General features: G+C 34.4%; 16 protein-coding genes, 1 tRNA gene, 1 other RNA gene and 1 pseudogene. 5 read left to right on the forward strand and 14 right to left on the reverse strand.

Annotated elements, in window-relative coordinates; genetic code table 11:
* Positions 1 to 31 precede the first annotated feature (31 nt).
* The 4 genes and pseudogenes from SPB_RS08535 to SPB_RS11540 form a co-directional block, all read right to left on the reverse strand.
* A complete protein-coding gene (locus SPB_RS08535; RefSeq protein ID WP_003103185.1) occupies positions 32 to 775 on the reverse strand; it encodes a 16S rRNA (uracil(1498)-N(3))-methyltransferase in 744 nt (247 codons plus the stop codon).
* A complete protein-coding gene (prmA, locus tag SPB_RS08540) occupies positions 775 to 1,728 on the reverse strand; it encodes a 50S ribosomal protein L11 methyltransferase (RefSeq protein WP_003104145.1) in 954 nt (317 codons plus the stop codon). Before prmA ends, SPB_RS08535 begins: the two co-directional genes overlap by 1 nt.
* A 15-nt stretch (positions 1,729 to 1,743) precedes the next feature.
* Positions 1,744 to 2,214 (reverse strand): DUF3013 family protein, encoded by a 471-nt coding sequence (locus SPB_RS08545; RefSeq protein ID WP_003104309.1) that lies wholly within the window; start codon positions 2,212 to 2,214, stop codon positions 1,744 to 1,746.
* Between the two features lie 94 nt (positions 2,215 to 2,308).
* A pseudogene (locus tag SPB_RS11540) lies at positions 2,309 to 2,661 on the reverse strand (site-specific integrase); the annotation flags it as partial.
* A gap of 1,189 nt (positions 2,662 to 3,850) precedes the next feature.
* On the opposite strand from SPB_RS11540, the gene SPB_RS08550 reads away from it, so the two are divergent.
* From SPB_RS08550 to SPB_RS08565, 5 genes are all read left to right on the forward strand, one after another.
* Positions 3,851 to 4,054, forward strand: a complete 204-nt coding sequence (locus SPB_RS08550) for a cold-shock protein (protein ID WP_003105608.1) — start codon at positions 3,851 to 3,853, stop codon at positions 4,052 to 4,054.
* A gap of 133 nt (positions 4,055 to 4,187) precedes the next feature.
* Complete coding sequence (locus SPB_RS08555) at positions 4,188 to 4,679, forward strand: GNAT family N-acetyltransferase (RefSeq protein WP_003102522.1); 492 nt, start codon at positions 4,188 to 4,190, stop codon at positions 4,677 to 4,679.
* Positions 4,672 to 5,943 carry a replication-associated recombination protein A gene (locus SPB_RS08560; RefSeq protein ID WP_003104925.1) on the forward strand — a complete coding sequence of 424 codons (1,272 nt, stop codon included), beginning with the start codon at positions 4,672 to 4,674 and terminating at the stop codon, positions 5,941 to 5,943. The genes SPB_RS08555 and SPB_RS08560 overlap by 8 nt, the downstream gene beginning before the upstream one ends.
* An 87-nt stretch (positions 5,944 to 6,030) precedes the next feature.
* A non-coding RNA gene (gene ssrS / locus SPB_RS11115) (6S RNA) lies at positions 6,031 to 6,225 on the forward strand.
* 7 nt (positions 6,226 to 6,232) lie between these two features.
* Positions 6,233 to 6,305, forward strand: a tRNA-Lys gene (locus SPB_RS08565).
* 82 nt (positions 6,306 to 6,387) lie between these two features.
* On the opposite strand, the gene SPB_RS08570 is transcribed toward SPB_RS08565, so the two are convergent.
* From SPB_RS08570 to SPB_RS08615, 10 genes are all read right to left on the reverse strand, one after another.
* Complete coding sequence (locus SPB_RS08570; RefSeq protein WP_003104330.1) at positions 6,388 to 6,900, reverse strand: GNAT family N-acetyltransferase; 513 nt, start codon at positions 6,898 to 6,900, stop codon at positions 6,388 to 6,390.
* A 17-nt stretch (positions 6,901 to 6,917) separates the two neighbouring features.
* A complete protein-coding gene (locus SPB_RS08575) occupies positions 6,918 to 7,478 on the reverse strand; it encodes a histidine phosphatase family protein (protein ID WP_003103057.1) in 561 nt (186 codons plus the stop codon).
* A 22-nt stretch (positions 7,479 to 7,500) separates the two neighbouring features.
* Positions 7,501 to 8,355, reverse strand: a complete 855-nt coding sequence (locus SPB_RS08580; protein WP_003105613.1) for an aminoglycoside 6-adenylyltransferase — start codon at positions 8,353 to 8,355, stop codon at positions 7,501 to 7,503.
* Between the two features lie 377 nt (positions 8,356 to 8,732).
* Positions 8,733 to 9,257: a GNAT family N-acetyltransferase gene (locus SPB_RS08585; protein ID WP_003103710.1), complete on the reverse strand. Its 525-nt coding sequence runs from the start codon at positions 9,255 to 9,257 to the stop codon at positions 8,733 to 8,735.
* A 70-nt stretch (positions 9,258 to 9,327) separates the two neighbouring features.
* Positions 9,328 to 9,879: a GNAT family N-acetyltransferase gene (locus tag SPB_RS08590; RefSeq protein WP_003105921.1), complete on the reverse strand. Its 552-nt coding sequence runs from the start codon at positions 9,877 to 9,879 to the stop codon at positions 9,328 to 9,330.
* A 303-nt stretch (positions 9,880 to 10,182) separates the two neighbouring features.
* On the reverse strand, positions 10,183 to 10,335 hold the full coding sequence (locus tag SPB_RS08595; RefSeq protein WP_003105955.1) for a hypothetical protein: 153 nt from the start codon (positions 10,333 to 10,335) through the stop codon (positions 10,183 to 10,185).
* A 22-nt stretch (positions 10,336 to 10,357) separates the two neighbouring features.
* Positions 10,358 to 11,488 carry a tyrosine-type recombinase/integrase gene (locus tag SPB_RS08600; protein ID WP_003105275.1) on the reverse strand — a complete coding sequence of 377 codons (1,131 nt, stop codon included), beginning with the start codon at positions 11,486 to 11,488 and terminating at the stop codon, positions 10,358 to 10,360.
* Between the two features lie 3 nt (positions 11,489 to 11,491).
* Positions 11,492 to 11,677, reverse strand: coding sequence for a DUF3173 domain-containing protein (locus SPB_RS08605; protein WP_000184043.1), 186 nt, complete (start codon positions 11,675 to 11,677; stop codon positions 11,492 to 11,494).
* Between the two features lie 60 nt (positions 11,678 to 11,737).
* Positions 11,738 to 12,766, reverse strand: a complete 1,029-nt coding sequence (locus SPB_RS08610) for a replication initiation factor domain-containing protein (protein WP_003105771.1) — start codon at positions 12,764 to 12,766, stop codon at positions 11,738 to 11,740.
* A gap of 2 nt (positions 12,767 to 12,768) precedes the next feature.
* Positions 12,769 to 13,188 carry a hypothetical protein gene (locus tag SPB_RS08615; protein WP_003104153.1) on the reverse strand — a complete coding sequence of 140 codons (420 nt, stop codon included), beginning with the start codon at positions 13,186 to 13,188 and terminating at the stop codon, positions 12,769 to 12,771.
* Between the last annotated feature and the right edge of the window lie 635 nt (positions 13,189 to 13,823).

Raw genomic sequence — 13,823 nt, forward strand, 5'->3', positions numbered from 1 at the left:
AAAAAAACAAGCAGTCATTTAACTACTTGTTTTAATTATTCATCTCCAAAGCATAACTAACTGCACTGAGGGCATAAAGTGGTGCGGTCTCGGTACGCATGATACGTGGTCCGAGGCCAATTTTGAAGCCACCCGCTTCTTCAAAAATTTCAATTTCTTTTGGTGAAATGCCACCTTCTGGTCCGAAGATGAAGAGAACTTTTTGACCTGTTTGACAAGTCGCCAACGCACGCGCCAAAGCACTCTTTTCACCCTCTTTGGCTGACTCTTCATAGGCGATGAGGATTTTATCAAATTCAGCTAATTGGCCGATAAAATCTGCCTTTTTCTCAAAAAGTTTGATTTCTGGCACCTTGTTGCGTTTGCTTTGTTCAGCGGCGCCCAAGGCAATTTTTGCTAATTTTTCTTCTTTTTTAGCTAACTTCTTGCCGTCCCACTTAACCACTGACCAGTCGGCCGGATAGGCCCAAAGAGCTTCTGCCCCTAATTCTGTCACTTTTTGCGTGATAAAGTCTAGCTTGTCCCCCTTCGGAAAGCCACTGGCTATGGTTACTTGCACGGGTAACTCCAGATTCTCGCCCAAGTCTTGAACAATTTCTAATTGATAAGCGGCGCCATCTACCACCTTAGCCAAATATTTAATCCCATCATCAAAGACTAGTACGACTTGGTCGCCATCGCCCAGGCGCATAACCTGAAACATGTGCTTAATCGTGTCTTTATCTGTGATAGTAACAAGTGGCTGAGCTGCGCCTGATATAAAGTACTGTTGCATTAGCCGCCGATCACTCCTGACATATCATCTGTTTTCTTGAAGATACAGGCATTCCACTCCCCTTGAATCATGTGAGTTTCAAGGAAGAAACCGGCGTCTTCTGCTGCTTCTTTAACCATTGGCCATTTCTCAGAAATAATTCCTGACATAATTAAATAACCTTCATCCTTAACTAATCTGTAAGCATCTTCTGTTAAGTGGATTAAGATATCAGCAAGGATGTTGGCGACAATAACCTCTGCTTGAATGTCCACTCCACGAAGAAGATCACCTGCTGCTACATGAATATTTTCTGTGCTTGGATTGAGGTCGATATTTTCTTGGGCCACACGAACAGCTACATCATCGAGGTCGTAAGCATAAATATCCTTTGCACCGAGTAGTGAGCTAGCAATGGAAAGGACGCCAGAACCAGTTCCCACGTCAATGACTATTTCACCACCACGAAGTACTTGTTCTAAAGCAAATAGGCTCATTTTGGTCGTTGGGTGTGTCCCGGTTCCAAAAGCCATGCCAGGATCAAGTTTGATGACTTTTTCTTCTGGTCTTGATTCATAATCAGTCCATGATGGGACAATGGTCAAGTCATGGGTGATTCGGGCTGGCTGGTAATATTTCTTCCAGTTGTCAGCCCAATCTTCTTCTGCCAATTCTTTGGAAGCGACAGCGACATGACCAACTGCCAGACCTGTTCCTTCCAAGGCTTTAATCCCTTGGTCAATCACTTGTCTGACTTGGTCAATGCCCATGGTATCCGGAAAATAACCCGTAATTTCAACCATCTCGGATTGCTCAATCTCAGGATAGAGCTCACCAAAACGATCCTCTTGCCCTAGGTAGTCAGCTGTGTCACTAATGGCTACACCCTGGCTACCAGCTTCAATTAAGATATTTGAGACAGCCTCTTCAGCGTCACGATGGACGGTCACTGTCAATTCTTGCCATGCATTCATTAATCTTGTCCTCTATTAATATCTTGGATAAGCGAAGAATTCTGTTTCTTCCAATCCTTTTTGTCCTTCTTCGAAAAGTTCTTGATTCCACTCCAAACCAAAGTCAATTTTACTGTCATCTTCAAGGAAGTCCATTAAATCAGATAGACCTTCAGTTGCCACATCATTCAAAAATTGGGCAAAGTAAGCCAAAAATTCACGAGTCAAACCTTTTTTTGGTTCGTAAGGAATGGCCACCAAATAGTCATCCTTATCAAAAGAGCTTTTCTCTGGATTATAGAAAATCACATAATCTTCAAAGACAATATCTTCTTGAGTGACTTCCCCTCGGTCGTCAATCGTTTCCACTTCCGCAGAGTTTTGAGCCTCCAAAACAAAAGTCACTTCCACTGCATGATTTTTCTTGTCCCAATCCATGGCATAATCAAATTGAAAATGCTTATCCATTTCTTCTTCTAAAACTGATAAAAAGCCAAATTTAGCCATAATGTTGTTACCTAGTCTTTCTAAATGTTGATATATAAGGGTTTCTAAGACCTTAGTAGTTGACGTTATATTTTTTTGTGTACCTTTTTTCGTACTAAATACTATTTATTGCCTTTTCAAAATAGAATACCGCTTCTTTTTCCTTGTCCTTGGATAAGTGAACATATGTATCTAATGTCATCGATATATTAGCATGACCTAGCCGATATTGCAATTCTTTTTAGCTAATACAAGCAATAAAAATAAGCTAGCATGTGTGAGCATGAAATGAAATATATGTATATCAGATGTTGACTTAGTAGTTCTTAATTACTTAATAGTTTTACTGTAAGTCTTATCAATCTTTATTGTACCATTAATTAGGCCAAGGTCAGACCGTTCAAGTACATAGACTTCATCAATTCTTATCCTTGTTGATAACAAAACCTTATAAAGTCCATATTCAAAATTTGATGGAAAATCATTTGAGTTAATTTCCACATTAAGGTTTGAATAATAAAATATTCTGTGCTATAGTTTGTTTATTATTTCATATGAAGAGTCTAGAATTGTAGTTCTTGGCTATTTACATAAATAATAAGAAAGCCTATTATCGAAAAAAGGCTAAAAATTCTATAAAAGCATACAACGAGCTATATTTAAGTAAGCAACAAATAGTGTGTTACTAATGTAGAATCTATAACTAATAATTAAAGAGATAAATTTTTCAAAATAAATGAGGCAAAATAATGAATCAATCAAATTTAAAAGAAATAGTAGAAAACTACGAAAATTTTCAAAAAATTCAGGACAATATATCTCAAGTGTTAACTGAAAACAATATCAATTATATTACTTTTAAAGGTTAATATAAATTTTATGGTTGAAATCTTAATAATTCTTTGTGCTTTTTTTACTCATCTTATCGTTTATATAATCATTAATTTATTATGGATTGAATTAATTGTAAAAATAATATTAATCACTTTAGGAACAATATATTTGTGTCGAAATTTTAAGTCATAACTATGTTTTATCAGAGAGTAGAACTGCTAATATAAAGTTCTTTGAATTGCTTAGAAAAAATCCTAGCAATGCTTATATACAAATGTACTCAACATAACTAATACGTGGGAATTACCTCATTGATTTAACTGGTGCTGACTTAATAGAGGCTAAAGCCTATTTTGATCTATTTTAATCTTATCACTAATTTCAGATAAAAATAGAAACTGCTCGCCATAATGAAGATTTTTTTCTTTTTATAATTAAATAGATAAACTTCTCCCATCCTCATTAAATAGTCTTAATTCTATAAGACCTTTATCGTAGCATTGCAGTTGAAGATCGTAATTATCCCAATTATTGAGATAATCTTCATTTCAAGCATTTTTAACAAAAATCATGATCTTTTTTAAAAATTTATTTTATTTTTTATTTTATTTGCTTAAAGAGCCTAGGTATGGGCTGGAATCAATCTTATTCGCAAATGTTTCTGCTAATAAAAATAAAAAAATGAGTTTTGCTATTGACTTCTCCAACTTATACTGTTAAAGTAGGGAATGTAAATAAGTTTTTTGAGTCAAAGTGTTAGTTTATCTTATGTTTTCCTCTTAATAAGTTTTTTACAAAATAATATAAAAGAGGTACATATAACATGGCTCAAGGAACAGTAAAATGGTTTAACGCAGAAAAAGGCTTCGGCTTTATCACACAAGAAAACGGTTCAGACGTTTTCGCTCACTTCTCTGAAATTCAATCTGATGGTTACAAATCATTAGACGAAGGTCAAAAAGTTGAATTTGATGTTACTGACGGACAACGTGGTCCTCAAGCATCAAACATCACAAAATTAGCATAATAATTTTAACCATAACTTCGGTTATGGTTTTTTTGTTGCCTAATTCTTGCACTTAACTATCTGAATATGCAATTCAATGAAAGAAAGCTTATTTTTTGATACAATGAAAGAATAATATTTCAAAGGAGAACGCATGCTGATACGGTCAATAGAAGAAAAAGACTCCCAGCAAGTCATAGCAATCAAGAATTCGGTTTGGAACCCTTATAATTCGCCCGTTTATGATCGTGCCACCACAGCTAAAGATCTTGAACGCAGCAAAGAAGCTCGTTCTGGGATACTGGTTGCGGAAGAAACTGGGACTATTTTAGGCTGTCTCTTTTTTAATCCCATGTATCCTTTTGAGCAAGGAACTCACGTTGTAACTTTTTGGCTAGCCATTGCTAGCCAAAATCAAGGGCAGGGAATCGGCCAAGCCATGCTGTCTAACTTCTTTCCCATCGCCCTAGCTCTTGGCTACAAAAAAATCACTATGCATGTGACGGGCGGCAATGGCTCTGCCATCAAACTCTATCAAAAAAGGGGCTTTAAACTGGAAGCCCAACTCAAAGGACACCTGATCATTAATGGTGTTCCACACGACGACTTACTATTCACAAAAGAATTGGAGGAAACTGATGCCTGATAATTTAGCCTTACGGTTGCGTCCACGAACGATTTCCGAAGTCATTGGACAAAAGCACCTAGTCGGCGAAGGCAAAATCATCCGCCGCATGGTTGATGCCAACATGTTATCTTCAATGATTCTCTTTGGACCTCCGGGAATTGGTAAAACCTCCATAGCCAGTGCCATTGCTGGCACAACTAAGTATGCCTTTCGCACCTTTAATGCGACGGTTGACACCAAAAAACGGCTCCAAGAAATCGCCGAAGAAGCTAAGTTCTCCGGCGGACTGGTTCTTTTGCTTGATGAAATTCACAGACTAGATAAAACCAAGCAAGATTTCTTACTACCACTATTGGAAAATGGCAACATTATCATGATTGGGGCCACCACTGAAAATCCATTCTTCTCAGTCACACCTGCCATCCGCAGCAGGGTTCAAATTTTCGAGCTAGAGCCACTTTCCAATCAAGATGTCAAAGAGGCTGTTCAAGCTGCTATCAGCGATCATGAGCGAGGTTTCGAGTTTGAGGTCAAACTAGACGAGGATGCCTTGGACTTCATCACAACAGCCACCAATGGCGATTTACGGTCTGCCTATAATTCCTTAGACTTGGCCATTATGTCCACCCATCCTAACAAGGACGGAAGTCGTCATGTGACGCTGGATACGGTTGAAAATAGCTTGCAGCGAAGCTATATTACCATGGATAAAAATGGGGACGGTCACTACGATGTCCTGTCTGCTCTGCAAAAATCGATTCGGGGTTCTGATGTCAACGCCAGCCTCCATTACGCCGCACGTTTAGTTGAGGCCGGGGACCTACCTTCTTTGGCTCGCCGCTTGACCGTCATCGCTTATGAGGATATCGGCTTGGCCAATCCTGAGGCTCAAATTCACACCGTCACAGCACTCGATGCTGCGCAGAAAATCGGCTTCCCAGAAGCACGCATACTGATCGCTAATGTGGTTATTGACTTGGCCTTATCACCCAAATCTAATTCGGCCTATGCGGCCATGGATGCTGCACTTAGCGACCTTCGGAAATCAGGTAACCTGCCAATTCCAAGGCATCTGCGCGATGGCCACTATTCTGGCAGCAAAGAACTTGGCAACGCCCAAGATTACCTCTATCCCCATGCCTATCCCGAGAAATGGGTTAAGCAACAATACTTGCCAGATAAGATTAAAAATAAAAACTATTTTGACCCAAATGAAACTGGTAAGTATGAGAGGGCCCTCGGAGCCAATAAAGAAAGGATTGACAAACTTTCTGACAATTGAAAAGATGTGAAAGCAAGCAACCGTTTCCAAAAAACTCCCCTAAAGTCTTGAAAAATTCTCAAAAAGTGGTATCATATATATAAAGAAAAATTGCTGTGGCATACGAGTCCACATATAAGTGTTGACCGACTATTTCTTTGTATTTCGGGAAACAAAGTTTCTCTCTAGTCTGCAAGCCGTTTCACGCGGAAGCAACTTCCAAGAGAGGACGCGTTACCCACCTGCTTATATCGTGCGGGATCAATACAAAACGTGGACCACCGGTGCCAATACAGCATTCTTTTTTTACGCCTCCTTAGCTCAGTTGGTAGAGCAGTAGACTCTTAATCTATGGGTCACAGGTTCGAGCCCTGTAGGGGGCATCATACTATACATAAAAAAGCCTTTGTTTAAAGGCTTTTTTGCTTGTCTCATGAGGATTTGTCCCATCATTTGTCCCCGAAATTATTTATTATATTTTTTGATGTCAAATTGAAAATCTGAAATTTTCTGACGTTCAATTACTTCAAAATTTTCTTTTTGAAAATCTTTACGAATAGTAATTGAGTTTAGACAATCAAAGCCTAACTCTCTATATAATTTCATTGCTTTCAAATTTCTTGAAGCCACTTCTAGATACAAAGATTCCGAATATTGTTTTACTTTATTTTCTAGTATATTAATGACTTGTGTTCCTAGTCCTCTATTTTGAAATTGCTCATCTATAAATAAATCTTCTAACCAATCAATTTTAGCACCTCTATTTCCTAATCTTGCGAAACCAATATAGTGGTTTTGAAATTTAACTATATAGAAAAGATTACCCTCACTTTGCCATTCCTTGAAGTCTTGCTTACTCTCTTCATCAGTTTGAATATAGTTGCTATGTGTCTTCCAAAAGCTCTTTATCAGTTCATAAGCACAATCAATAATATCTTGATTAGATTGAAGATTCACTTCGACTAGTTCTATTGACATTTGAGTACCTCTCTTTATTATATGATGATTTCTATATTTTTCTTTCGACTCTCATTGAACTCAAATTTGACAATCCATGGAAACTCATGTTTATATTTATTAAACATTTCATACTTAAAGTCTTCTTGATAATAATTAATTATTGTTGATAAGGCTGTTCCATGTGTCCCTATTACAACTGTTTCATTTCTAGAAGTTTCTAAAATGGTATTTACAGCAAGAATATTTCTTTCTTGAACTTCTTTTAGACTTTCACCATTTGGCAACTTATAATTAAAGTCTTCCCATTGTTTTCGTGCCACTTCATTAAAATTATCAATCCATCCTTCAGAAAGTTTTCGCTCTCTTAATTCATCAATAATTGTAATTTGTTTATTCTTGCTATCTGCTAATGGTTTGATAGTATCTATCGAACGTTTGTAAGGACTGGAATAAAACTTGTCTATCGCTATGGATGAAAACAAATTAACTAATTTTTTGCTTGAATCTATCCCTTTTTCAGTTAATTCTCTTAAAATATCATCATGATTATTGTAATTAGGTTCAGCGTGACGTATAAAATAAAATGTGGTTTTCATATTATTCCTTTCCACAATAATCTTAGTTGAAATCTTGATATGAATTTGACAAGACGTTATTCATGAATTTCATTGCTGATTGGTATTCTCCTTGATTCAGATTAAGTTTTCTATTAATAGAAATATATTTTGCCATTTGATTTGTTTCATCTAACAAAAATCGCAAGTTAGTCTCAATGTCTTTTAAAGATTTATTTGAAAAAATTTTCAATAGTTGATCTTTATCTGTAATATATTGTAAGATATCCTTGTCGAGCTTTCCAAAAGATAATGAATCTAGCTTTCTTTCTATTAATATTTTTTGTTTTAGAAGTTTGATAAAAGCATTTTTAATAGGATTAGATATCATAAACTCTGAATAAATAATATCATTTCTTGCTATCCCCTTGACTACATAAGTACTAACCCAATATATTTCATTAAGAATTTTGTTGATTTCATCTTCTGATAATTGCTTTGTTTCGTACAGTGAACTTCTTTCAAAACTATAATCAAGATATTTATTCTTTTTATCTAAAAGGACTTTTGAAAAAGCATCATTTAAATAATCCTCCAAAAATTCTGGTTTAATAAGCCTTAAATCAATCCTCGTCATATCTTGAAACTGCATTAAGTAAGCAAAGCAATTGTATTCCGTCTTATTTCTAACCTCATCTGGTTTTTGCATTATAAGAATATCACCGAATTTTTTATGATAATTAGTGTCAGAAATAATGTCTTCTATAAAACTAGTAACAAATACAATATCATAATCTTGAAAATCATCTTTCGGTACATCTAGGTTAGCCCTAGATCCATTCAATAGTACAGCTTCGATTCTTTTATCTCGATTTGCTATGTATAAAACCAAATTATATATTTCTTGCTCATCCCTCATAATGACTATCTCCTACTTTACTTTACATTAGCATATTTATTCTAATATCTTTATACTATCCTTGTATTTTTCTACAAGTATGTAGTCACAAATTTAAATTAGCATAGAAATACCTTTATGTCCACCAAAGATTCAATTTTTTATATTTTTGAAAGTCAGATTACGATTCAAAAATTTTTTAAAAAACTAATATCATAATTTTCAATAATTTGAAGAATTTTAGTTTCATCTTGTAGAGGACATCCATACTATACATAAAAAGCCTTTGTTTAAAGGCTTTCTACATGTCTAAAGGGTAATTATCCCATCATTTTCCCCGAGATAGTTTAAATAAATTCTTTGTTCTTAAACTGATAAAAAAGGTATATTCGTATGAATCAAAGTTGAATCCAGTATCTTTGCACAATCTTTCCATTCTCTTCCACTTCATTCTCTAAAACACCACTAACATTAATGATTGATTTAGCAGAACCAATATTACTTTTATCACAACTCATTAAGACTCTATCGATACCCATTTTCTTACACTCAATTAAGGCAAGCTTAAGCATAGCTGTAGCATAACCTTTTCTTCGTTCACTAGGTCGAATACCATCTCCAATATGCCCTCCTGTCCTTAGTAGTCCTTCATTTAGATAGTGACGAATATTTACAGCGCCTACAAAAATATTACGATCTGTATCCAGACAAAACAGTGTTGTATCCGGAACTCTACCGTCATCTGTTTCTTCTTTAATTTCCAGATTTTCTAAATAGTAATCAAAATGATTAAAGTCATTTCTAAATATCATCCAGGGAGAAGAATCTGTATGATTAGTCTTAATATCTTCCTTCCATTCAGTAAGCATATCAACGAGTTGGTCTTTATAATCATATGATAATTTCACGAGTTTAATATTCATTCAATATTCCTTTCTAAATTTCATACTTGAATTTAAATTTACTTATGTTTTCTTATTTTCTGTGTGTTTTTTAGAATTCTTTTACCATTGAGTATTCATTCAATAATTTTCCATTTCTTAATCGAATTGCACTTGGTTTAACACCTGTTATTCTAAAACCAAATTTCTCGTATAAAGCCCTAGCTCTCGAATTCCCCTCAACAAAATCTAATTCTATTTGTAAGATATCCTTATTATTATTTACTATATTTATTGCCTCGCTCAGTAACTTTGAACCCACTCCCTGACTCCAATACTTTTGCAAAACAGCAATTGATAGATTGGCTCTGTGCTTTGTCTTAATCCTTTTATTCCATGAGATACGACAATCTCCGATTACCTCATTATCTTTCAAGCACAACAACATCGCTTCAGTCTCAGATTCATTAATTTTTTTAAAGAGTAGCATTTCTTTTTCAGGAGTATAGATATAACATTCTTCAGGATATCTATAAATAAATTCTGTCTCGCCAGCCGTTTTAAATAAATAAGAAATGACTTTCTCAACATCACTTTCTTTCGGACTTCGTATTTCAACTTCTGAGCCACTCTTTAAATTAAACAAGATCTTTGAAATTTCCATATTTATTTTTTCCTTTCGGGATTTTAATATTTATTCTATCACAGTTACACAAATATTAATTAATAAATATCGTATCCTTAATAAAAGTAAAAAGTACCATGAGTATTTTGTTTTTTTACACACTACTCATGGTGCTTTTTTTCTGAACGACCAATAAAATTATTTTTTTCAACTTTTACCTAAAGGACAGATAAAACATTGTAGCAATGAATGATGATATTAACTATAGTATCATTTCAATACTTCTAATATAAGATGTTAATTTTTTCATATTTCACCCCTTTATCATAAATAGCTTTGATTTTAATTTTTTTGAGAATCGTCAAAAAATAAATATTCATATTCAGAAAAATCTTCATCGCCAAAGAATTCTTCAATAGCTTCTTTATTATTGATATCTAATTTTTTACCCATACTTTTTTGTTCTACCAAATCTGCAAATTCTTCATCTGTCATCTATTAATCCCTTGTTATTAAATTATTGCCAAAGTTGTTTAATATCATTGTACTCTTCTTGAATTTTTTCTTCAAGCGTGTGACCGTATACTTCAATTAGCATAGATATATCTTTATGACCTAGAATTTTCGCAATAATTCCTAAATCATATCCTCTATGCCATAGGAAGCTTCCATAGGTGTGTCTAGCACCTTTTGTCGTAATGATGGGTTCTATATTCAACTCTTGAACGATGCCTCTTAGAACCTTATTTGTACCGTTTGTACTCGGTACACTATTAGGATAACCAAAATGTTGAAATACCATATTGTTTGTATTTTGTAATCCAAGCTCTTTATTTGATTGATTTTGTTCAATCTGAAGATTTTTCAAGATTTCTAGACACTCATTATCAACTGGAACAATTCTGATTGACGTTTTATTTTTAGGTGGAACAAACTGACTTGTTTCAGAGTTAAATCTTCTATAAGTTTTTAAGATTCCTTTATGAAAATCAATATCTCCCCAAGTTAAAGCAATTAATTCTCCATATCTCATACCTGTTTTTAATAAAAAATAGATAATATATGGAACAACAGATTTCTTATAATTGAATTTACCTTTTACAGCATTTATAAGATCCAAATAATCCTTTTCACTATGAAGGTATTTACTATCCGCATCTTGACTTTTTGCTGTCGAAAATAATTCTACATTTTGAGTGAAATCTTCAATCATAACTTTATCAGCGATAGCCATCTGTAAACTTTGTTTCACGCCAGTATTTAAACGACCTAGGAAATTACGACTTACCCTATTACCATAGTTATTCATAATCCGTTGATATTCACTAGGTCTAATTTGAGAAATAGGCTTATCTCCAAATAACTTTTCAAGTGTTACCTTACGACTTAGATATTTCTTTTTCGTCACATCACTTCTAGTACTAGGTATAATCTTTAAATCTAACCACTCTTGATAAAGTTCTGGTAATGAGATATTTTTTGTAATAATGCTCCCAGTTCTTAACTTTTGGAGAATCGGCTCTGCTTCCGCCTCCGCTAGTTTCTTAGTCTTATAACCACTATTATAGGCAACCGTCTTACCTTCTTCACGAATTTCATATGCCCAAAGATTTTGATTCCCTCTCCTTCTATATCTTGCATTTGCCATATGTTACACCTCAAGTCCAATTACTTCTGAAACCGCACTTCTAGGGACAACCATAAGACGTTTACGATCATAGAAAGTATAACCACGTTCCACCATTAAATTTCTAGCTTGATGGATAATATGGTTTGCTGTTGAGGGACGATAGCCCATTTCAATTAAGTCTTTATTAGTCATTACATTATTTGTCATTGTATTTTTTTCCTTTCGTGTTATAATTTATCTAGAATATTTTTTCTATGTCGACTTCTTTCACAAGTCGGCTTTTTTTATGCCCCAATATTCAGAGCTTTGTTGTTCACGTACATATTGTTCAATCTCCTTTTCGTCATTATCAGTAAACTTTTCAACTCCCCTGCGAAGTAAGTCTTGTAAAAAGACTTCTGCCTGATCGATACCGTAGGCTTCGTATTTTGCCATATAAACCTTTGCGATTGTCTTTGACACTTGTTTATCAGTCCACGCTTCAGACTGCCTTAATGTTGGTTTTTCTCTCACAATACTCAGTCGTGTTTTCTCCTCTGTATTGATATAGTTTTGCCACCATCTTACAGATTCTCTTCTTCGTTTATTTTTATCTCTTGCTTTTGGAGAAACAAAACGATAATGTCCATTGATAGCCTCAAAATATATTGAAGCAAGAGGTCGCATGTCATTTAGTTGATAAGCAATCAGGTTAGCCTTCTCTTGCCAACATCTTAGCTCAGCTCGAACCCATGAATTAATGTCAATATCCATCTGTAATTTTCCATTTTGCTCCATTAATTTATTATAGACACACCATTGTTGGTTTCCTCTTGCACCAAAGACAACTGTTTCACCAACGAGTTCTCCTGAGTCGATAATAAATTTTTCATGATATTCCGCATGTCTAGCAGTCGTGATGCATAATCCTTTTTTGCTATAGTCATAAAGCTTTTGAACATTTATTGAGTCATCAAAAATATCATTCGCAATATCTAATCTCGTAAAATTTGAATTATAATCAATTAGTCTCTGTACTAAACTAGTCCAATTATTATCATTACCTTCAAGAAATTCCTCATACTGACGACAGCCTTGTCCTTTCAATTCAATATAAACTCCCATACTACTATTAGGATCTAAGTTAAAGTAAACTTTTATCTCTGAACAAGCATAGTGACGTTGATACTTATTGACTCCCCAATCATTCAATGTAAAATTCGTTAAAGGTATCAATAAAATTTTCTCTATTACAAACCTTGGAGTGACATCTTTTACTGTAACAGCGAAGTAATCAATCTTAACGCTGTTAAACAATCTTATTCACCTATAATTTTGATATCTGAGGTTGTAAGTTTTATTCCACCCCAACCTTTTCGATTCATGTTCCATGCTAAACGAACTTGGGGATTAACCAATTCAATTGATTTTTCAATAAGCCCATCATTGCTTGCAATTTTACTAATCTTATCAAGATTATCCAAAATTTCTAATGGGATTGTTTTCAAGTCATCAGCAGACATTCCCATCTCTTTTAAGACTTTAACTTTTTCCGCATCTTGTACTTGACAAGTTATTTTTGAAATTTCATCAGTTTGAACTGATTCACCATTGATATTATTATATTTATTGTTAATACGTGCGGATAAGATAATTACTCTTTTAGGAATTTCAAATTGAGATTTTTCCAAGTTTAAGTCTCCTAGACTTACTGTATCTGTTAGTTTAATTATTGCCATTTTTCTACCTCATTTTCATAATAAATTATTTGCATCTTTTCTTCCTGTACACAAAAGTTACTCTCAGCCTTACTCTCTCAATGGATTTCAGCATTTAATGGTATCAAATCACCTTCACCCCATATATATCAAAGGTTTGAGCAGTATTTCATGTACGTGTGTACCCCCTATTAGTAGCGGGGTAACTATTTTCATATAAATTTCAAAAGAATTTTCATAGATTATTAACTTATCAAACTTAGGTTTGTCCTCGAGCACTCTGCTTTTATCTCCCGAGTCGCTATGGCTTCCAGCACCTCGCTCCTCGTTAGATAATCGATTGCCCTCAGAAACCTCGCTTGAATTTGTTAAGTATACTTGAAGTTTTCTCATTTTCTAAAGTGTCTAATCGCTCTGCTAGATTCTCGACCTGTTTCTGTAAAGACTGATTAGATTTTTTCAATTGAAATAAACTATCTTCTGCTTTAAATAGGAATTTATAAAAATCATCTGATAGCATTTCTAATTCACTTTTTATATCTCGTTCGGACTGAGCTTTTGAGTCGCCCCAGACTTCTTTAATAGAGTCATCCAATTTCTTTGTCTTATCTACCAGTTTAGACAAGACAATAAATTTAGTAACTTCTGTTTCTGTA

This window comes from Streptococcus parauberis NCFD 2020 (assembly GCF_000187935.1).
GTDB classification, from domain to species: domain Bacteria; phylum Bacillota; class Bacilli; order Lactobacillales; family Streptococcaceae; genus Streptococcus; species Streptococcus parauberis.